17 protein-coding genes and 2 pseudogenes are annotated in these 20,242 nt (G+C 69.7%); 13 read left to right on the forward strand and 6 right to left on the reverse strand.

From position 1 onward, the window contains the following. Window positions 1–381 precede the first annotated feature (381 nt). Window positions 382–2,991: an ATP-dependent chaperone ClpB gene (gene clpB / locus AC1HC7_RS06270; protein ID WP_479495700.1), complete on the reverse strand. Its 2,610-nt coding sequence runs from the start codon at window positions 2,989–2,991 to the stop codon at window positions 382–384. A 549-nt stretch (window positions 2,992–3,540) separates the two neighbouring features. Here clpB and pyrF point away from each other — a divergent pair. After that, the gene (gene pyrF, locus AC1HC7_RS06275) at window positions 3,541–4,269 is read left to right on the forward strand and encodes an orotidine-5'-phosphate decarboxylase (RefSeq protein WP_479495701.1); all 729 of its coding nucleotides are present in this window, start codon (window positions 3,541–3,543) and stop codon (window positions 4,267–4,269) included. Window positions 4,270–4,287: 18 nt separating this feature from the next. Here pyrF and AC1HC7_RS06280 read toward each other — a convergent pair. After that, window positions 4,288–4,674: pseudogene (locus AC1HC7_RS06280) on the reverse strand (SDR family NAD(P)-dependent oxidoreductase); the annotation flags it as partial. Window positions 4,675–4,715: 41 nt separating this feature from the next. Between AC1HC7_RS06280 and AC1HC7_RS06285 the strand changes: the two are divergent. Continuing rightward, a complete protein-coding gene (locus tag AC1HC7_RS06285) occupies window positions 4,716–5,990 on the forward strand; it encodes a DNA polymerase IV (RefSeq protein WP_479498795.1) in 1,275 nt (424 codons plus the stop codon). Window positions 5,991–6,379: 389 nt separating this feature from the next. Here AC1HC7_RS06285 and AC1HC7_RS06290 read toward each other — a convergent pair whose 3' ends face one another. Next, complete coding sequence (locus AC1HC7_RS06290) at window positions 6,380–7,252, reverse strand: N-formylglutamate amidohydrolase (protein WP_479495703.1); 873 nt, start codon at window positions 7,250–7,252, stop codon at window positions 6,380–6,382. A 70-nt stretch (window positions 7,253–7,322) separates the two neighbouring features. After that, window positions 7,323–8,927, reverse strand: coding sequence for a phosphoenolpyruvate carboxykinase (locus AC1HC7_RS06295; protein ID WP_479495704.1), 1,605 nt, complete (start codon window positions 8,925–8,927; stop codon window positions 7,323–7,325). 392 nt (window positions 8,928–9,319) lie between these two features. Between AC1HC7_RS06295 and AC1HC7_RS06300 the strand changes: the two genes are divergently transcribed. From AC1HC7_RS06300 to AC1HC7_RS06325, 6 genes are all read left to right on the forward strand, one after another. After that, window positions 9,320–10,018 (forward strand): response regulator, encoded by a 699-nt coding sequence (locus AC1HC7_RS06300; protein ID WP_479495705.1) that lies wholly within the window; start codon window positions 9,320–9,322, stop codon window positions 10,016–10,018. 8 nt (window positions 10,019–10,026) lie between these two features. Beyond that, a complete protein-coding gene (locus tag AC1HC7_RS06305) occupies window positions 10,027–11,817 on the forward strand; it encodes an ATP-binding protein (RefSeq protein WP_479495706.1) in 1,791 nt (596 codons plus the stop codon). Then, window positions 11,814–12,314: an HPr kinase/phosphorylase gene (locus tag AC1HC7_RS06310; protein ID WP_479495707.1), complete on the forward strand. Its 501-nt coding sequence runs from the start codon at window positions 11,814–11,816 to the stop codon at window positions 12,312–12,314. The genes AC1HC7_RS06305 and AC1HC7_RS06310 overlap by 4 nt, the downstream gene beginning before the upstream one ends. A gap of 73 nt (window positions 12,315–12,387) precedes the next feature. Continuing rightward, a complete protein-coding gene (rapZ, locus tag AC1HC7_RS06315; protein ID WP_479495708.1) occupies window positions 12,388–13,419 on the forward strand; it encodes an RNase adapter RapZ in 1,032 nt (343 codons plus the stop codon). 147 nt (window positions 13,420–13,566) lie between these two features. Next, window positions 13,567–13,977: a PTS sugar transporter subunit IIA gene (locus AC1HC7_RS06320; protein ID WP_479495709.1), complete on the forward strand. Its 411-nt coding sequence runs from the start codon at window positions 13,567–13,569 to the stop codon at window positions 13,975–13,977. Next, window positions 13,974–14,249, forward strand: a complete 276-nt coding sequence (locus tag AC1HC7_RS06325; RefSeq protein ID WP_479495710.1) for an HPr family phosphocarrier protein — start codon at window positions 13,974–13,976, stop codon at window positions 14,247–14,249. The genes AC1HC7_RS06320 and AC1HC7_RS06325 overlap by 4 nt, the downstream gene beginning before the upstream one ends. Window positions 14,250–14,258: 9 nt before the next feature. Here AC1HC7_RS06325 and AC1HC7_RS06330 read toward each other — a convergent pair whose 3' ends face one another. Further along, window positions 14,259–14,837, reverse strand: a complete 579-nt coding sequence (locus tag AC1HC7_RS06330; protein ID WP_479498796.1) for a DNA-3-methyladenine glycosylase I — start codon at window positions 14,835–14,837, stop codon at window positions 14,259–14,261. 108 nt (window positions 14,838–14,945) lie between these two features. On the opposite strand from AC1HC7_RS06330, the gene AC1HC7_RS06335 reads away from it, so the two are divergent. Then, entirely contained in the window at window positions 14,946–16,370 is a 1,425-nt protein-coding gene (locus tag AC1HC7_RS06335) for an EAL domain-containing protein (protein ID WP_479495712.1), read from the forward strand. Window positions 16,371–16,411: 41 nt separating this feature from the next. Here the strand turns inward: AC1HC7_RS06335 and phaR are convergent, their stop codons facing one another. After that, window positions 16,412–17,053, reverse strand: a complete 642-nt coding sequence (phaR, locus tag AC1HC7_RS06340) for a polyhydroxyalkanoate synthesis repressor PhaR (protein WP_479495713.1) — start codon at window positions 17,051–17,053, stop codon at window positions 16,412–16,414. Window positions 17,054–17,227: 174 nt separating this feature from the next. Between phaR and AC1HC7_RS06345 the strand changes: the two genes are divergently transcribed. The 4 genes and pseudogenes from AC1HC7_RS06345 to AC1HC7_RS06360 form a co-directional block, all read left to right on the forward strand. Further along, window positions 17,228–17,416, forward strand: coding sequence for a hypothetical protein (locus AC1HC7_RS06345; protein ID WP_479495714.1), 189 nt, complete (start codon window positions 17,228–17,230; stop codon window positions 17,414–17,416). A gap of 109 nt (window positions 17,417–17,525) precedes the next feature. Continuing rightward, window positions 17,526–18,656: an alpha/beta fold hydrolase gene (locus AC1HC7_RS06350; protein ID WP_479495715.1), complete on the forward strand. Its 1,131-nt coding sequence runs from the start codon at window positions 17,526–17,528 to the stop codon at window positions 18,654–18,656. Window positions 18,657–18,837: 181 nt separating this feature from the next. Beyond that, window positions 18,838–20,013 carry an acetyl-CoA C-acetyltransferase gene (locus AC1HC7_RS06355; RefSeq protein WP_479498797.1) on the forward strand — a complete coding sequence of 392 codons (1,176 nt, stop codon included), beginning with the start codon at window positions 18,838–18,840 and terminating at the stop codon, window positions 20,011–20,013. Window positions 20,014–20,127: 114 nt separating this feature from the next. Next, window positions 20,128–20,242: pseudogene (locus AC1HC7_RS06360) on the forward strand (beta-ketoacyl-ACP reductase); the annotation flags it as partial.

Here is a 20,242-nt window from a genome sequence, read left to right on the forward strand (position 1 = left end):
CATCGAACCATGCCCGCATAAGCAGAACAAGATCCTACGAGGCCGATATCCAGGAAGTCCGTCCGTCGAAACAGAACCAAACCGCCCGCATATCCCTTCTCAGATACAATATGTCAAAGAGCATGGCGACAAAGGCATCAGCGCGTCGTCTTCGACGCCCTTCAAACCGCCCGTGTCGCTTGGTCCCGGCTGCAAGAAGCGTTCCTCGCCGCCGGTGAATTGGTATTTAGGGGATTCGCCCGGGATCGTCAACAGGTCCCGGGCAAAAAATTCGTCTTGTCGCCCGCCCCATCCGACCGGCCCGACCGGCCCGACCGGCGCGCGAAGGCGCCGGGGGCCGCGCGGGCCCCCGGCGCCCGGGTCAGGCGGAGACCGGCCGCATCAGTGCAGGATCGCCTGCGGCGCCTCGGCGCCGTTGGGCGCCGGGTCGCTCAGCACCAGCCCGTCGGGACCGGCGGTGACGCGCACCGCGTCCCCGTCATGGATGCCCCCCGACAGCAGCAGCTCCGCCAGCGGGTCCTGCAGCGCCTTCTGGATCACCCGCTTCAGCGGTCGCGCGCCGTAGACCGGATCATAGCCCTTGTCGGCCAGCCAGGTGCGCGCGCTCTCGTCCAGCGCCAGGTGGATCTTGCGATCCGCCAGGCGCTTTTCCAGGATCGCCAGCTGGATGTCGACGATGCCGTCCATGTCGCTGCGGCTGAGCCGGTCGAACAGCACGATCTCGTCGAGCCGGTTGAGGAATTCCGGCCGGAAGTGGTTCTTCACATCCTCCATCACCTGATCGCGCACCTCGTCCACCGAACCGCCCTCGGGGATGTTGGAAAGCCGGTGCGAGCCGAGATTCGAGGTCAGGATGATCAGGGTGTTCTTGAAATCCACCACCCGTCCCTGCCCGTCGGTCAGCCGCCCGTCGTCCAGCACCTGCAACAGCACGTTGAACACGTCGGGATGCGCCTTCTCCACCTCGTCGAACAGCACGATCTGATAGGGGCGGCGGCGCACCGCCTCGGTCAGCGCCCCGCCCTCGTCATAGCCCACATAGCCCGGCGGCGCGCCGATCAGGCGGGACACCGAATGCTTCTCCATGTATTCGGACATGTCGATGCGGGTCATGGCGGAATCGTCGTCGAACAGGAACTCGGCGAGCGCCTTGGTCAGCTCGGTCTTGCCCACCCCGGTCGGGCCGAGGAACAGGAAGCTGCCCAGCGGCCGGTTGGGGTCGTTGAGCCCGGCGCGCGCCCGGCGCACGGCGTTGGACACCGCCTCCACCGCCTCGCCCTGGCCGATGACGCGGCGGCCGATCTCGTCCTCCATGCGCAGCAGCTTGTCGCGCTCGCCCTCCAGCATCTTGTCCACCGGCACCCCGGTCCAGCGGCTGACCACCGAGGCCACGTGCTCCGGCGTCACCGCCTCCTCGACCATCACGTCGGTCGCCTCGGCGGTTTCGGCGTCCTTCAGGCGCTTTTCCAGATCCGGGATGATGCCGTAGCTCAGCTCCCCCGCCCTGGCCAGATCGCCCTCGCGCTTGGCGGCGTCAAGCTCGATGCGGGCGCGCTCCAGCTGTTCCTTCAGCTCGCGCGCGGCGCCCAGCTTGTCGCGCTCCGCCTGCCAGCGGGCGGTCATCTCGGCGCTTTCCTGCTGCAGCTCGGCCAGTTCCGCCTCCAGCTTCGCCAGCCGTTCCCGCGAGGCCTCGTCGTCCTCCTTCTTCAGCGCCTCCGCCTCGATCTGCTTTTGCATGATGTCGCGGTCGAGCTGATCCAGCTCCTCGGGCTTGCTCTCGGCCTCCATGCGCAGCCGGCTCGCGGCCTCGTCCATCAGGTCGATGGCCTTGTCGGGCAGGAACCGGTCGGCGATGTAGCGGTTTGACAGCGTCGCCGCGGCCACCAGCGCGCGGTCGGTGATGCGCACCCCGTGATGGACCTCGTATTTTTCCTTGATGCCGCGCAGGATGGAGATCGTGTCCTCCACCGTCGGTTCGCTCACCATCACCGGCTGGAAGCGCCGCGCCAGCGCCGCGTCCTTCTCCACATGCTTGCGGTATTCATCCAGCGTGGTGGCGCCGATGCAATGCAATTCGCCCCGCGCCAGCGCCGGCTTCAGCAGGTTGGAGGCGTCCATCGCCCCGTCGCCCTTGCCGGCGCCGATCAGCGTGTGCATCTCGTCGATGAACAGGATGATGCCGCCCGCGGCCTCGGTGACCTCGTTCAGCACCGCCTTCAGGCGCTCCTCGAATTCGCCGCGATACTTCGCCCCGGCGATCAGCGCGCCCATGTCCAGCGCCATCAGCGCCTTGTCCTGCAGGCTCTCGGGCACGTCGCCGTTGACGATGCGAATGGCCAGGCCCTCGACGATCGCCGTCTTGCCGACGCCGGGCTCGCCGATCAGCACCGGGTTGTTCTTGGTGCGGCGGGACAGAACCTGCACCGTGCGCCGGATCTCCTCGTCGCGCCCGATCACCGGGTCGATCTTGCCCTCGCGCGCGGCCTCCGTCAGGTCGCGGGCGTATTTCTTCAGCGCGTCATAGCTCTCCTCGGCCGAGGCGCTGTCGGCGCTGCGCCCCTTGCGGATGTCGTTGATCGCCGCGTTCAGCGCCTGCGCGGTCACGCCGCCGGCCTTCAGCGCCTTGCCGGCCTCGCCGCCCGACAGCGCCAGCGCGGTCAGCAGGCGTTCGACGGTGACGAAGCTGTCGCCGGCCTTCTTGGCGATGTCCTCGGCGTCGCCCAGCAGCTTGCCGGTCGAGGCGTCGAGATAGATCTGCCCGTCGCCCTGCACCTTGGGCTGGCGCGCCAGCGCGGTTTCGACCTCCTGGGCCACACGCCCCGGATCGCCGCCGGCGCGGCGGATCAGGTTGGCCGACAGCCCCTGCTCGTCGTCGAGCAGCGCCTTCAGCAGATGTTCGGGAAGAAATCTCTGATGCTCTTCGCGCATGGCGATGGTCTGGGCGGCCTGCACAAACCCGCGGGCGCGGTCGGTGAACTTTTCAAAGTCCATGTCGTTCTCCTTTCAGCGCGCGTGCCACGGCGTCCGAAAACAACCCGCCCAGCACGGCCTTGACATTGCAGACGCCCGAACCCGGCGCGCCCGTCCCTGCATGATATGGGCGCCGGGCGCGGCGGGCTCAAGACCGCGACGGCGTGGATTCACAGGAAAAATCCGGAAATCCGCTCAGCCGCGCAACTCGGCCATATAGGCCGCCGCGCCCGCCGCCTGCAAGGCGGTCTGGATCGGCTTGGCGATCAACGCCACGCGGGAGCGGGCAGGGGCGCGCGCGCCGCCCGGAACGCCGGCGTCACCGTCTGGCCCCCGGCATGGGCTTGAAATCGACCATGATGGCGCGCAGCTCGGCCCGGGGCTTCTCCGCCGACGACGCAACGCGCCATTTCGCGCCAAGCGCGCGCGTCAAAGCGGCGCAGCCTGACCGGACCGCCGCCGGTTTTCATGCTGAACGCCGCGCCCGATCCCGCGACGCTTGCCTTGCCCCCGCTCCCGGCCTATCGAGCCCCCGGCCGATCGAGCCCCAGTCGCAACCGGAGACCCGCCATGCCCGCCAGCGCCCCCCAGAACGCCGCGCCGCAGATCCCGGCCGCCGAGCGCCTCATCGTCGCCCTGGATCAGCCCGACGCCCATTCGGCGCTGCAACTGGTCGAACAACTCGGCGACGCGGTTTGCTTCTACAAGATCGGGCTCGGCATGCTCACCGGCGGCGGGCTGGCGCTGGCCATGGATCTGAAGCAACAGGGCAAGCGCGTGTTCCTCGACATGAAGCTGTTTGACATCTCCGCCACCGTCGAGGCGGCGACGCGCGGGCTGGCGCGCTTCGATCTGGATTTCCTCACCGTGCATGGCGACCCGCATGTGGTGCGGGCCGCCGTGACCGGGCGCGGCGATTCAGGCATGAAGATCCTCGCGGTGACCATCCTCACCAGCCTGGATCGCGCCGATCTCGACGCGGCGCTGATCCGCGACGGGGCCATCGCCGATCTGGTGACGGAACGCGCCCGCCGCGCCTTCGCCGCCGGCGCCGACGGGGTCATCGCCTCGCCGCGCGAGGCCGCCGCCATCCGCGCCCTGCCCGAGGCTCGCGGCAAGCTCATCGTCACCCCCGGCGTGCGCCCCGCCGGCGCCGGGCTCGGCGATCAGAAGCGCGTCGCCGCCCCGGCCGAGGCCCTTCGCGCCGGCGCCGACCACATCGTCATCGGCCGCCCGATCCGCCAGGCCCCCGACCCCCGCGCCGCCGCGCAAGCGGTGCTGGCCGAGATCGGCGCCTGAACCGCGCCCCGGGCGCCGTCATCGGCGCAGGCTGGGCAGCCCGATGCCGGTGGCGTCGAACCCGCCATCGACCGCGATCACCTGCCCGGTGACGTAGCTCGCCCCCGGCCCGGCAAGGAACAGGATCATGTCCGCGATCTCCGCCTCGGTCCCGTAGCGGTTCAGCGGAATGGCGTCGTGATAGGCGGCGCGGATGTCAGGCGTGTGCACCTGCCTGGCCATCGCCGTGTCCACCGGCCCCGGCGCCACCGCGTTGACCCGGATTCCGAACTCGCCCAGCTCCGCCGCCTGCTGCCGCGTCAACTGCGCCAGCCCCGCCTTGCTGACCCCGTAGGCGACCCGCAGCATGCTTGCCCGCAGCCCGGAAATCGAGGCGATGTTGACCACCGCCCCGCCCCCCGCCGCAAGAATGGTCAAGTCGCAGCAGACCCTGCTATTCTCGCCCCATGGACGCAATCTGCCGCGACTGCCTGAAGATTTTTGATTTCAAAGCCGGGCGCGCGCGCTGCCCCGGCTGCCGCTCGCCCCGGATCCTCGCCCATTGCGAACTGACGAAGCTGGCCATCGCCCATATCGACTGCGACGCCTTCTACGCCTCGGTCGAAAAACGCGACGACCCCTCCCTCAACGACAAGCCGGTCATCATCGGCGGCGGCCGCCGCGGCGTCGTTTCAACGGCCTGCTACATTGCCAGGATCCGCGGAATCCACTCCGCCATGCCCATGTTCCAGGCCCTGAAGCTCTGCCCCGAGGCCGTGGTCATCCGCCCCCGCATGAAGGCCTATGCCGATGCCTCCCGCCAGATCCGCGACCTGTTCGAACAGCTCACCCCCCAGGTCGAACCCCTGTCCCTCGACGAGGCGTTTCTGGACCTTCGCGGCACCGAGCGCCTTCACGGCGCGCCCCCCGCCCACCAGCTCGCCCGCCTCGTCCAGCGCATCCAGGCCGAGGTCGGCGTCACCGCCTCCATCGGTCTCAGCCACAACAAGTTCCTCGCGAAAATCGCCTCCGACCTCGACAAGCCTCGCGGTTTTTCGGTGATCGGCCAGGCCGAGACCCTCGATTTTCTCGCCGATCGACCCGTGTCCCTGATTTGGGGCGTCGGCGAGGCCACCCGCCAAAAGCTCGCCGGCGACGGCCTCACCCATATCCGCGACATCCGCCGCGCCGACCCCGCCCGCCTGACCGCCCGCTACGGATCCATGGGCGACCGGCTCTGGCGGCTCGCCCACGGCCAGGACGCCCGCCGGATCGCCCGCGACTCCCGCCCCAAAAGCATCTCCAACGAGACCACGTTTCTCGAAGACCAGTCCCGCCTCGACCGCCTCGACGGCCATCTCTGGCGGCTCGCCGAGAACGTCGCCGACCGCGCCAAGGCCAAATCGCTGGCCGGCCGCGTCGTCACCCTGAAACTCAAGCGCGCCAGCCACCGCCTGTTGTCGCGGCGCGTCAGCCTCCCCGACGCGATCCAGCTCACCGATCGCATCTACCGCGCCGCCCTGCCCCTGCTGGAACGTGAAATCCCCAACGCCCCGTTCCGCCTGATCGGCGTCGGCCTCAGCGATCTGGTCCCCGATTCCGAGGCCGAACGCGCCCCCGACATGCTTGACCCCGACGCCGCGCAACGCGGCGAGGCCGAACGCGCCACCGATCGCATCCGCGCCCGCTTCGGCGCCGACGCCATCCTCAAGGGCCGCGCCCTGCGCCGGGAAAACGGTTAACGGCGAGGTCGCGCAAACCGGAGAATCAGCCAACGCCGATTTCGCCGCCGCGCCGGTGGATCCCCCGGGGCGGCGGATGCGGGGGAACCATGGCGATCACGCCGAAGTCACGCCACATTGCTACCATAATGTTGACGCGCAAACGCCCATATCTGCCCGAAATCGGCTGAATTCTTCAATATCTTGTAACTTGGCGTAACGCATGCAGCTTTTCGCATTGCCAATGTTGCGGCGCACACATAATGTTTTCGGCGGTGTCTGACACCATCGCCCTTCTGGGCGTTTCCTCCCTAGACTTGGGCCGCGCTTGTCGCGGCCCCTTTTTTTTGTCCGGGATCGCCACAGCCGCAGACAACCGCGAACGGCGTCAATCGCAGCCAGTGAAACCGCTACTCGGCGGCCAGCGCGCCGGCCTGTTCGCCCGCCGCAGCCAGCGCCGCGATCACCGGGCGCAACGCCTTTCGCACCGCAGCGAAACCCGGCCCCGGCGTCACCTTCGCTTCGTCGAGATACAGCGCCCGGTCGATCTCGATCTGGATCGCATGCACCCCGCGCGAGGGCTTGCCGTATCTGCGGGTGATGTAGCCCCCGGCGAAAGGCGCGTTGCGCGACACCGCGAATCCGGCGTTGCGAAAGGCGGTCTCCGCCAGGGCCAGCAGCCAGGGCGCGCAGGCGGAGCCGAAGCGGTCGCCGAGCACGATTTCCGGGCGCCGCCCGCCCGGCCCGATCGCATTGCGCAGCGCGTCGCCGGGCATGGAGTGGCAATCCACCAGCACCGCCTCGCCGCCCTGCGCGCGGGCCTCGGCAAGCAGGGTCTTCAGGGCCTCGTGATAGGGCGCATAGTGGTTGCGCAAACGGGTCATGGCCTCGCGCCGGGACAGCTTGCCATTGTAGATCGCCACCCCCTCGGCCACCACGCGCGGGATCACCCCGAGCCCGGCGGCGACGCGCGGATTGCCGCCGACGCGGCGCACGCCGGCGATCAGCGCCGGGTCCAGTTCATCGGGACTGCGGTTGAGATCGACATAGGCGCGCGGGGTCAGCGCGTGGATCAGCGGCGCGCCGAAATCCGGGGCGGCGTCGAACAGGCGCTCCACATAGGCGTCCTCCGAGCGGCGCAGCTGCGCGCCGCTCAGGCGCGAGGCCCGGATCATGTCGGCGGGATAGGCCCGCCCGCTATGGGGCGAACTGAACACGGCGCGGCAGCCGCCGCGCCGGGCGGGTTCCGGCATGTCGATGCGATAGCTTTCTGCGCAGGTCATGGGGCCAGCCTACAACGCCGCCCGCCGCATGCGCGAACAAACATCCGCGAGCGGGCGGCATTGTCCCGGATCAGGCGATCTTCAGCGCCGCATCGCGCACGTCGTCGCCGACATAGGGGTCGTATTGCGCGAAATTGTCGGCGAACATCGCCACCAGCTTGCGCGCCTGCGCGTCATAGGCGTCGCCGTCGGCCCAGGTGCGGCGCGGGTCCAGCAGCGCGTCGTCGACGCCGGGCAGCGACACCGGCGCGTCGAAGCCGAAATTCGGATCCCTGCGGAATTCCGCCCCGTTCAGCGACCCGTCCAGCGCCGCCGACAGCAGCGCCCGCGTCGCCTTGATCGGCATCCGCGATCCGGTCCCGTAGGCGCCGCCGGTCCAGCCGGTGTTGACCAGCCAGCAGGCGGCGCCATGGGCGGCGATGCGGTCGCGCAGCAGGGCGCCGTAGATTTCCGGGCGGCGCGGCATGAACGGCGCGCCAAAGCAGGTGGAGAATGTCGGCTCGGGTTCCGTCACGCCCTTTTCGGTGCCCGCGACCTTGGATGTGAAGCCCGAAAGAAAATGATACATCGCCTGCGCCGGGGTCAGCCGCGCGATCGGCGGCAGCACGCCGAAGGCGTCGCAGGTCAGCATCACCACGTTCTTCGGCGCCCCGGCCATGCCGGTGGCTGAGGCGTTGGAGATGTATTCCAACGGATAGGCGCAGCGCATGTTGGCGGTGAGGCTGTCATCCTCGAAATCCAGTTCGCGGCTGTCGGGATCGTAGACCATGTTCTCGATCACCGTCGAGAACCTGGTGGTGGTGGCGTAGATCTCGGGTTCGGCCTCGGCGCTCAGATTGATGGTCTTGGCGTAGCAGCCGCCTTCGAAATTGAACACGCCGTCATCGGTCCAGCCATGTTCGTCATCGCCGATCAGGATGCGCGAGGGATCGGCGCTGAGCGTGGTCTTGCCGGTGCCCGACAGCCCGAAGAACACCGCCGCCTCGCTGGTGTCGTCGATGGCGTGATTGGCCGAGCAATGCATGGCCATCACGCCCTTGCCGGGCAGCAGGTAGTTGAGGATCGAGAACACCGATTTCTTGTTTTCCCCGGCGTAGGAGGTGCCGCCGATCAGCACCAGCCTGCGTTCGAAGGAAATGGCGATCACCGTGCCCGATCGGCAGCCATGCCTTTCCGGGTCCGCCGAAAAGCTCGGGCAGTTGATGATGGTGAATTCCGGGTCGAAGCCTGCGAGCTCGGCGCGGTCGGGGCGGCGCAGCAGGTGGCGGACGAACAGCGCGTGCCAGGCCAGTTCGGTCACCATGCGCACATTCAGCCGGTGCGCCGGGTCGGCGCCGCCGAACAGGTCCTGCACGAACACCTCGCCGCCCTGCAGATGCGCCAGCATGTCCACGCGCAGGCGTTCGAAGGCGTCCGGATCCATGGGGCGGTTGTTTTCCCACCAGATCGTATCCTCGACCGAGGGCTCGCGCACCACGAACTTGTCGCGCGGCGAACGCCCGGTATGCTTGCCCGTGCTCACCAGCAGCGCGCCGCCATTGCCCAACTCGCCCTCGCCCCGCGCGATCGCCTCCTGCATCAGCGCGGCGTCGACGAGGTTGTAATGGGCGGCCTTCAGTCCGCTGACGCCGATGGCCGCCAGCGGCTGCGCCGGGTTGAAAACGCCTCGCTCCATGCTCGTAAGCTCCTCAAGATCTGGACGGCCCGCATCGCGGGTTCGTCGCCGCGGGCCCTTGGATTCCGACGGTCGCGCGCGGCGACCGCAGCCCCGGGCGCGCGCGCGATCCAGGCGATTCCGCGGCCGCGCACCAAAACTGCGCGGGCTATAGCATACCGACAACATTATTACAGAGCGTTATCCCGGTCAGATTGCCGCTGGGCCGCCCTATTGGAGCCGCTTTCCGATTGTCTATGGTGGCAAAACCGTGGCGAGGCCGTCATGGTGGCGAAATCAGCGACCGGCGCGCCGCGAAGACCGCCGGATCGGAACCCTGGTCTTGAACGAGATTCAGCGCCGGGTGACGAGGCGAGGCGCCCGCGCCCGCCGCAAGCAGGAGACCGTAGCGAATGACCCAGATCGCGCTGGTGGATGACGACCGCAACATCCTCACCTCCGTTTCCATTGCGCTGGAGGCCGAGGGGTTCGAGGTGCGCTGCTACACCGACGGGGCCGCCGCGCTCGCCGCGCTCACCGCCGCGCCGCCCGACCTCGCGGTGCTCGACATCAAGATGCCGCGCATGGACGGCATGGAGCTGCTGCGCCGCCTGCGCCAGAAAACCGACCTGCCGGTGATCTTCCTCACCTCCAAGGACGAGGAGATCGACGAGGTGCTGGGGCTGCGCATGGGGGCCGACGACTATATCCGGAAGCCGTTTTCGCAACGCCTGCTGATCGAACGCATCCGCGCCGCCCTGCGCCGCCGCGAACCGGTCAGCGAGGATGCCGAACGCGCCGAGGCCGACAAGGCGATCCAGCGCGGCAAGCTGTCGCTCGACCCGCTGCGCCACGCCTGCACCTGGAACGGCAGGCCGGTGACGCTGACGGTGACCGAATTCCTGATCCTGCAGGCGCTGGCCGCGCGCCCCGGCTTCGTCAAGAGCCGCGATCAGCTGATGGACGCCGCCTATGACGATCAGGTCTACGTGGACGATCGCACGATCGACAGCCATATCAAGCGCGTGCGCAAGAAGTTCCGCGCCGTGGACGATGAATTCTCGTCCATCGAGACGCTTTACGGCGTGGGATACCGCTACAAGGAGGTCTGACGGACGCCATGGCCGAGGTCACCGGCGCCGCTCCGTCCGAGGGGCCGCGCGCACCCCGCAGGCTTCTGGGATCCCGGCGCGACGCGGTCGGCGGCGCGCAGGCCGCGGCCGGCGCCGACGCCCCGCCGGACCGGCGGCGGCGCGGCGGCCTCGCGACCACGGCGCGGCGCGCGGCGCTGGGGCGGTTCTCGTCGCTCACGGGGCGCATCGTCGGCTTCAACCTGATCGGCCTCGGCCTGCTGGTGGCCGGCGTGCTGCTGCTCAACAACTACCGCGACGAGCTGATCGAGCTGCGCACGCAGGCGCTGGAGACCCAGGGCCGGATCATCGCCATCACCATCGCCGAATCCGCCGCCTCGGACGCCGACGCGCTGGGCATCGACCCATCGAAGCTGATGGTGGTGCTCGACAAGCTGGTGGAACCCACCGAGGTGCGCGCCCAGATCTTCGACCGCGCGGCGCGTCTGATGCGCGACACCAGCATCCATTCCACGCGCGCGGACATCGTCGAGACCACAGTGCTGCCCCGGGAACGGCTGCACGACGCCTCGACGCTGGACTGGCTGGAGGGCGCCGTGCTCAAACTGCGCTCGATGCTCTACCGGGACAACAGCAAGGACACCAACATCCTTGGCGGCGTCGCCCATGAACGCGAGGTCTACGCGGCGCTCGGCGGCGCCGTGGCGCGGGGCGAACGCATCAACGCGCGCGGCGAACTGATCGTGTCGGTGTCGATCCCCATCACCCGGCTGAAGGCGGTGCTGGGCGTGCTGGTGCTGTCAACCCGCGGCGGCGACATCGACGCCATCGTGCGCTCCGAACGCATCGCCATCCTGCAGGTGTTCCTGGTGGCGCTGGCGGTGTCCATCGTCACCTCGATCCTGCTGGCCAACACCATCGCCCGCCCCATCCGCCGGCTGGCCGAGGCCGCCGAGGCCGCCGAGCGCGGCGAAGCCAGGCGCCCCGGCGGCGGCGGGGACCCGGCGGGCGGCGAGGGCGGTCACGCGCGCCCGGAAATTCCCGACCTGTCGGCGCGCTCCGACGAGGTCGGCTACCTGTCCGGCGCGCTCACCCGCATGACCGACGCGCTGTATTCGCGCATCGACGCCACCGAAAGCTTCGCCGCCGACGTGGCCCATGAAATCAAGAACCCGCTGACCTCGCTGCGTTCGGCGGTGGAAACCATGCGCCTCGCCAACAAGCCCGCGGCGCGCGAACAGCTGCTCAACGTGATCGAACACGACGTGAAGCGGCTGGACCGGCTGGTGACCGACATCTCCAACGCCTCGCGGCTCGACGCCGAACTCGTGCGCGAGGCGCGCGAGGAATTCGACCTCAACGCCCTGCTGTCCAATCTGGTCGACTACAATCAGGACAAGGCGACGAAGCGCGGCGCGCGGATTGCCGCCAACCTGCTGCCCGGCGACCTGCGCGTGCGCGGCATCGAGGGGCGGCTGGCGCAGGTCTTCGTCAACCTCATCGGCAACGCCATCTCGTTTTCGCCCGAGGGCGGGGTCATCCGCGTGGCCGCCCGCGTCGCCCCCGATCCCGACGGCCGGGTGATCGTCACCGTCGAGGACAACGGCCCCGGCATCCCCGACGACAACCTGAATTCGGTGTTCGATCGGTTCTACTCCTCGCGCCCCGATTCCGAATCCTTCGGCGAGCATTCCGGGCTCGGCCTGTCGATCTCCGCGCAGATCGTCGAAGCCCATGGCGGCGTCATCCGGGCCGAAAACATCGGACCCGCCGGCGCGCCCGAGCGCGGCGCCAGATTCGTCGTCGAGCTGCCCGCATGACCCGACCCGCCGCGGCGCCGGGCGGCGGCCCGGATCCCGATTCGGGCGGCGAGCGGCTGCGGCTGCATGCCAGCTGCGTCGCCATGTCCGGCGCCGGGGGCCTGTGCGGGCTGCTGATCCTCGGCGCGCCGGGCGCCGGGAAATCCCGCCTGTCGCTGGAACTGATCAGCCGCGGCGCCCGGCTGGTCGCCGACGACCAGACCCTGCTGCGCCGCGACGGCGCCTGGCTGATCGCCTCGGCCCCGCCAAGCATCGCCGGGCTGATCGAGGCGCGCGGCGTCGGGCTGATCGAATTGCCGGCGCTGGCCGAGGCGCCGGTGATCTGCGCCGCCGATCTCGACCGGGCGGAAACCGAACGCCTGCCCCCGGGGCGCATTCTCAACTTGCTTGGGCTGGCATTGCCGCTCATCTTCTGCGGCGACAGCCCCGGGCGCGCCGCGGCGATGGCGCCGGGTCTGGCGGCGCTGCTCAGCGCCGGCGGCAGGCGGGCGCCGTAAACGCGCGCGACGGCGCGGCTTCGCGCCGGATCGGACATGGAATGGATACAGAGCGAAGATGACAGGCGATCCCATGCCCGAATCGGGTGGCGAATCGGGTGGCGAACCAACCGCGACCAGGCCCGAAACCCGTCTGGCGCTGATCACCGGCATGTCCGGCGCCGGAAACGCCACGGCGATTCACGCGCTGGAAGACATGGGATTCGAAGCCATCGACAACCTGCCGCTGTCCTTTCTCGAACGCCTGTTTCCGACGCTTGTCGATCCCGCCGGCCCAACCGCCCCCGCCGATCCGCCCGCCTCGGCGGCGCCGGACGCGCAGCGCCCGGTGGCCCTGGGCATCGACGTGCGCACCAGGGGGTTTTCCGCCGCCGGGCTGCTGGCCAAGCTCGCCGCCCTGCGCGCCGCGCCCGGCGTGGCCCCGAAGCTGGTGTTCCTCGACTGCGCCGACGAAGTGCTGCTCGACCGCTTCAAGACCACGCGCCGGCGCCACCCGCTGGCCCCGGCCCGCGGCGTCGAGACCGGCATCCTGCTGGAGCGCGGGGCCCTGCTGGCGCTGCGCGAGCACGCCGACCTGGTCATCGACACCACCGAACTGTCGCCCCATGACCTGAAAGCCCGTCTCGCGGGCCTGTTCGACGACCCCCGCCCGGAACGCGGGCTGGCCATCGGGGTGCAGTCGTTTTCATACAAGCACGGCCCCCCGCGCGAGGCGGACATGACCGTCGACTGCCGGTTCCTGCGCAACCCCTATTGGCGGCCCGAACTGCGCGCCGCCGACGGACGCGCCGCGGCGGTCGCGGATTTCGTCGCCGGGGATCCGCTCTACGCCCCCTTCCTTGACCGGCTCGCCGATTTGCTGAAAATGCTGCTGCCCGCCTATCGGCGCGAGGGCAAGGCCTATTTCACCATCGGGCTGGGCTGCTCGGGCGGGCGGCACCGCTCGGTCGCCGCCGCCGAGGACCTCGCCCGCCGGATCCGGGCCGCAGACTGGCCGGTGACCCTGCGCCACAGGGAACTGGAAGCGGGGGAACTGGAAGCCGGGAAGCCCGCAGCCGGGCGGCAAGGCGCCGGGGATCTGGATGACCCGGCGCTGAACGTGTAGACAGGGCATCCGAGTCGGTGGAGCATTGCGTAAACGGAATTCCGGCATGCTGGCTCCAGGGAGTAGGATGTCCGGAGGGATTCGGGGGAAAATCGCGCGCGCCGCGCGAAAAGGGGATGCAGGGGTGACTTGCTACAGGATCGACGCATGATCGGGCTGGTGATCGTGGCCCATGGCGGGCTCGGGCGGGAGCTGCTCGCCACGACCGAGCACGTGGTCGGCAAGCAGGAGGCGGCGCGCGCCATCGCCATCGCCCCCCATGACGATCTTCGCCGCATGCAGGCCCTTGTCGACGAGGCCGTGGCCGAGGTCGATCAGGGCGACGGCGTCATCCTGATCACCGACATGTTCGGCGGCAGCCCCTCCAATCTCGCCATGGGCGCCCTCACCGCCCGCAATGTGGAGGTGATCTACGGCGCCAACCTGCCGCTGCTGATCAAGCTCGCCAAATGCCGGGACATGCCGCTGGCCGACGCCGTGGATTGCGCGCTGCACGCCGGGCGCAAATACCTCGACAGCGCCGGATCGATCCTCGCCGCCAAGAAAAGGCGCGCATGACCGCGCTCCGCCGCCGCCTCGCCATTTGCAATCGCAAGGGCCTGCACGCGCGGGCCTCGGCGAAATTCGTCTCCACGGTGGAACGCTTCGACGCCAGCGCCCGGGTCAGCTTCGACGGGTTCGACGTGGGCGGCGATTCGATCATGGGGCTGATGATGCTCGCCGCCGCGCGGGGCAGCGAGATCGAGGTCGAGACCAGCGGCCCCGACGCCGCCCCGCTGATGGAGGCGCTCGACGCGCTGGTCGCGGACAAGTTCGGCGAGGGCGAATAGGCCCGCGCCTCAGCGATCCGCCAGCGCCGCCACCTCCGCGTGGCGCGGACAGCTGACCAGATGATCGTTGACCATGCCCACCGCCTGCATGAAGGCGTAGACGATGGTCGGCCCGCAGAACTTGAACCCCTCGGCCTTCAGCGCCTTTGACAGGTCGCGGCTGAGCGGGGTTTCCGCCGGCGCCTCGGCCATGGAAGCGATTCGATTTTGCAGCGGACGGCCGTCCACGCGGTCCCAGAGGAACGATTCGAAGCCGTTCGCCGCCTCGATGTTCTCCCATGCGCGGGCGTTGCCGATGGTGGCCTCGATCTTGCCCCGATGCCGCACCACGCCCGCGTCGCCGAGGATTCTTCTTACGTCAATCTCGGTGTATCGCGCCACCTTCTCCGGATCGAACTCGTCAAAGGCGGCGCGGAAATTATCCCGCTTCTTCAGTATGGTGAACCAGCTCAGCCCGGCCTGAAATCCGTCCAGGATCAGCTTCTCCCACAAGGCGCGGCTGTCCCATTCCGGGACTCCCCATTCCTCGTCGTGATAAGCGACATAGAGCGGATCGTCGCCGCACCAGGGGCATCTGTCTCCAGTCATGGGGATCTCCTTTAACCTTGCGGACGCTGTCTGTTCTCCAATTAGAACAAAATTAGAACATTGCGTGTCGAAATGCCATTGTCACATCGCCCGAACAGGAGCCCCGCCATGACCCAGATCTTGCACGCGACGCCGCTGGCGCAGACCGAATCCCCCGCCGGGGCCGATCGCGGTCTGCGCGATGTTGCGCGCCGGGCGTTCCTCTGGTCGCCCGAAGGCGGGCTGCGGCTGGCCGGGCAGGCGCCGTTGGCGCTGGCGGTCCGGCTGGCCCGCGATCTGCGCGATCAGGGCGGCGCGGCGCTCGACGCGGCCGGCCTGCGGGTGGGCGCCGTCGATTGCGGCCCCGATGACGACGCCGACGCCATCGGCGCGCCCGGCTTCGCGCTGCTGGCCATGGATGACGCGGCGCTGCTGCGCGCGATCCACGGGGCCGAAGGATTTGCGCGCATCCGCGCCGAGACCACGCGTCGCCTGGCCGCGCTGGCGCCCGTCGCGCCGCTTGGCGAGGACCGCTACGCGCTGGCGCTGAACGGCGACGCCGCGGCGCGCGCGGCGTTGCTGGCGCGCCTGCGCCGCGCGGTCTCCTCGGCGCCGACGCCCAGCGGACAGGCGGCGTCGGGCGGGCTGGCGCTGGTCACTCTCAGCGCGGCGATCTGCGACCTCCCCGCGGACGAAGACCCCGCCGACATGGTCGCCGCCGCGCTGCGCGCCCTGCCGCTGGCGATGGCCGCCGGCGCCGAGGCCACGACCGAGGCCCGGGCCGGGCGCGGCCCCGATCCGGCGGCGGAGGCCATGGCGGCGCTGGACGACGACCGCATCGTGCTGGCTTTCCAGCCCATCATCCGCACCGACCTGCCGCTGTTCCCGGCATTTCACGAGGCGCTGGTCCGCATTCGCCGCGCAGACGGCGAGCTCGTCGCCGCCGGGCGCTTCATGCCGGCGATCGAGGCCCAGGGCCTGGCCCGGCTGTTCGACCGCCGGGTGCTGGAACTGGCCTTGGCGCGGCTCGCGCGCAGCCCGGCGCTGCGCCTGTCGATCAACGTTTCGGCCCGCAGCATCGGCGACGCCCAGTGGATGCGGCGGCTTGAGGCGGCGGCGATCGACGCCCCGGGCGTGCCGCGCCGCCTGATCGTCGAACTCACCGAAAGCGCCGCCGCCGCGCGCCCCGCGGACGTGAAGGCCTTCGTCGCCCGCATCCGCCGTCTGGGCTGCGCTTTCGCGCTGGACGATTTCGGCGCCGGCGCCACGGCGCTCGGCCAGTTGCTCGACCTGCGCCCGGACATCCTGAAAATCGACGGCGCGCTGGTGCGCGGCGCGGCGCAAAGCCCCGACCGGCGCGCCATGCTGCGGGCCATCGCCCAGATGGCCCGGCAGTTCGAGACCATGACCGTGGCGGAATTCGTCACCGACGAGGCCGCCGCCGACGCCATGGCGCGGGTCGGGATCGACGCGCTGCAGGGCGAATACGCCGGCATGCCGACCCCAGCGCCGGTGACGCTGGCCTCCGCGCGGGTGGCGGCGCTGTCCGCCTGAGGCTTGCGCGCGGTTGCGCGGCGATGAAACGACAGGCCCGCTCAGCGGCCTTTCGCCAGCTGGTTCAGTTGGGACTGCATTTCGGCGAGCTGGTCCTTCAGCGCCTTGATCTCCGGCTCGGTCTGCGCCGCTGCGGCCGCCGGCGGGTCCTGCGGCTTGGGCGCGGCGGCCGCTTTGTCGCCCGGCGCCGTCTGCCGGTCATCGCCCCCTGGCTTCACCGCGCCAAAGGGCGTGAACATGCGCATGGCGTTGTCGAAGAATTCCATGTTGGTGCGCGCCATGGCCTCGAAATTCGCCAGCGCGGGATTGGCGCCCATGGCGCTCTTCACCTGTTCGCGCAGCCCGTCCTGATTGCGCGTGAACGTCTCCATCGAGGCTTCCAGATACCCCGGCACGAAACCCTGAATGGTGTCGCCGTAAAGCCGGATCAATTGGCGCAGGAAGCTGATGGGCAGCATGTTCTGCCCCTTGGCCTCTTCCTCGAAAATGATCTGGGTAAGCACCGAGCGGGTGATGTCATCGCCGGATTTGGCGTCGAAAACCACGAAATCCTGTCCGTCGCGCACCATCTGCGCCAGGTGGTCGAGCGTCACGTAGCTGCTTTTCGCGGTGTTGTAGAGCCGCCGGTTGGCGTATTTCTTGATGGTGATCGGCGCGTCGCCTTTCGACGTCTCCTTAGCCAAGTGACAACCCTCCCTGTCGTCGAATGGCGCGCCCCCGCTCCGGCCAGGGGAAACGCGCGCCGCATGCCCGGCCTGCGCCGACCTTACCCGCTCTGCGCTGCACCGCAAACCCAAACTTTCGCAACCGCGAAGCGATGATTTGCGCCGCGTTGCAAGCGCCGATACTGTCGCGCCATGACCAGTTCGACGGACGGTTCGGGAAAGGATGCGCATGGCGCGGGCGAAAGCGCGAAGGACGCGACGGCGCGCCGGCCGCAAGCCGGGTCCGCGCCGCGGGATTGCGCGGCGGCGTTTCTCGACCAGTGGGACAAGAACCAGGCCGAGATCGCGCGCGCCGGGCCGCCGGCGCCCGCCTGCCGTTGAGCGCCCCCGACCGCAGCCCGACCGCATCGGCCAACCCTCGCCGCTGATCCTGCACCTGGCCGCTGCGGCGCTGTCATACGGACAGGCGATCAGCCTGTCGGCGCGGGCGATGGATGCGCGGTTTCCATGGACCGAGGCCATGCGCGCCGAGGGCGCCGAGGCCGCCGCCGCGCTGCACGCCGCCGCCGGTCCGGCCGCCTCGCTCGCCACCGCCGCCGTCGCCGCGACCCGCCTGCGCGAGATGCTCGACGGCGTCGCCCGCTACCAGGCGCACCCCTATCGGCGCACGCTGCGCGATCCGCCCGCGATCTGGCGCGCGGGCGGCGCGAGGCTGCTCGACTACGGCGCATCGCCGGGCGGGCGCCCGCTGCTGATCGTGCCATCGCTGGTCAACCGGGCCTATGTGCTGGATCTGCACCCGCGCCGCTCCATGCTGCGCTGGCTGGCGGGCGCCGGGCTGCGCCCGCTGCTGCTCGATTGGGGCGCCCCGGGCCGCGAGGAACGGCGCTTCGATCTCGACGCCTATTTCGCCCGCCGCCTCGTCCCCGCCGCGCAGGCCGCGGCGGCGCTCACCGGCGAGGCGCCGCGGGTGATGGGCTACTGCATGGGCGGCGGTTTGGCGGCCGCGCTGGCCTGCCGCCGCCCGGACCTGACGGCGCGACTGGCGCTGATCGGCGCGCCCTGGGATTTCGCCCGCCTCGACGGGTTCGCCGCCGCCATCGCCGCGATTTGCGCGCATGAGGACCGGCCCGCGCTCGCCCGGCGCGTGGATTTCATGGAGGCGGCCTTCGGCGCGATCCCGGTGGACCTGCTGCAAACGCTGTTCGCGGCGCTTGATCCGACGCTGGCGCTGCGCAAGTTCCGGCGTTTTGCCCGGCTTGACCCGGACGGCGCGACGGCGGAGATTTTCGTCGCCGCGGAGGACTGGCTCAACGACGGCATTTCCCTGTCGGCGCCGGCGGCGCGCGCCTTGCTGTTCGACTGGCATCTGGACAACCGCGCCGCTGACGGGCGCTGGAGCATCGCCGGCGCGCCGATCCGGCCGCGGGACATCCGCGCGCCGACCATCGCCTTCTGTTCGCGAAACGATCGCATCGCGCCGTCGCGCTGCGCCGAGCCCCTGCCCCGCGCCATTCCGGGCGCCCGGATCCTGCGTCCGCGCGCCGGACATGTGGGCATGATCATCGGCGGCGGCGCGCAGGCCCAGGTCTGGGCGCCGCTGGCGCGCTTCATGCGCTGACCTGCGCGCGGCGGCCATGCAGGATCCATGCAGGATCTTGCGTCGCGCCGCCCCGGCGCGGAATACTGTCGCCGAGGCCCGGAAAAACCCGCGTGACTTTTCGCGCAAGGCCGCTATGTTGCAGCGCAACAACGCCCCAGCCGGACCTGGCTCCGGCAATCATCCAGAAGGAGAATGACGCATGACCAACATCGTGATCGCGAGCGCGGCTCGCACGGCGGTCGGGTCCTTCAACGGCGCGTTTGCGAAAACCCCGGCCCATGAGCTGGGCGCCGCCGCGATTCGCGCCGTGCTGGCGCGCGCCGGGGTCGAGGCCGCCGAGATCTCCGAAACCATCCTCGGCCAGGTGCTGACCGCCGGCGCCGGGCAGAACCCGGCGCGTCAGGCGCATGTGGCCGCCGGCCTGCCGCTGGAAAGCTCGGCCTGGGGGATCAATCAGGTCTGCGGCTCGGGCCTGCGGGCGGTGGCGCTGGGCGCCCAGCAGATCATGCTCGGCGACGCCGACATCGTGGTCGCCGGCGGGCAGGAAAGCATGTCCCTGTCCCCCCACGCCGCGCATCTGCGCGCCGGGCAGAAGATGGGCGACCTGAAATTCGTCGACACCATGATCAAGGACGGGCTCTGGGACGCGTTCAACGATTACCACATGGGCCGGACCGCCGAAAACGTCGCCACCAAGTGGCAGATCAGCCGCGACGCGCAGGATGAATTCGCCGTCGCCTCGCAGAACAAGGCCGAGGCCGCGCAGAACGCCGGGCGGTTCGACGACGAAGTGATTCCCTTCACCATCAAGACCCGCAAGGGCGACATCGTGGTGGACAAGGACGAATACATTCGCCACGGGGCCACCATCGCCGCGATGCAAAAGCTGCGGCCGGCTTTCGTCAGGGACGGGTCGGTGACCGCGGCCAACGCCTCGGGGCTGAACGACGGCGGCGCGGCCACGCTGCTGATGACCGCCGAGGCGGCGGAAAAGCGCGGCATCGAGCCCCTGGCCCGCATCGCCTCCTACGCCACCGTCGGGCTGGACCCGAAAATCATGGGCGTCGGGCCGATCTACGCCTCGCGCAAGGCGCTGGACAAGGCCGGCTGGTCGATCGGCGATCTGGATCTGGTCGAGGCCAACGAGGCCTTCGCGGCGCAGGCCTGCGCGGTGAACAAGGAACTGGGCTGGGATCCGGCGATCGTCAACGTCAATGGCGGCGCCATCGCCATCGGTCACCCGATCGGCGCCTCGGGCGCGCGGATCCTCAACACCCTGCTGTTCGAAATGAAGCGGCGCGGCGCGAAGAAGGGCCTCGCCACGCTGTGCATCGGCGGCGGCATGGGCGTCGCCATGTGCGTCGAGCGCCCGTAGCGCCCGGTTTCGCGGCGCCGACCGGGACTCTTCGGTCGGCGCCCGCAATCTTGAACGACCGACACATCGAAATCGCCGCCCGAAGGCGGCGCAACCTGGGACAGGAGCATCAGAATGGCACGAGTTGCATTGGTGACCGGCGGCACGCGCGGCATCGGGGCGGCGATTTCCGTCGCGCTGAAGGCGGCGGGCCACCGGGTCGCGGCGAATTACGCCGGCAATGACGAGG

The sequence above is a fragment of the Oceanicella sp. genome (assembly GCF_056449545.1).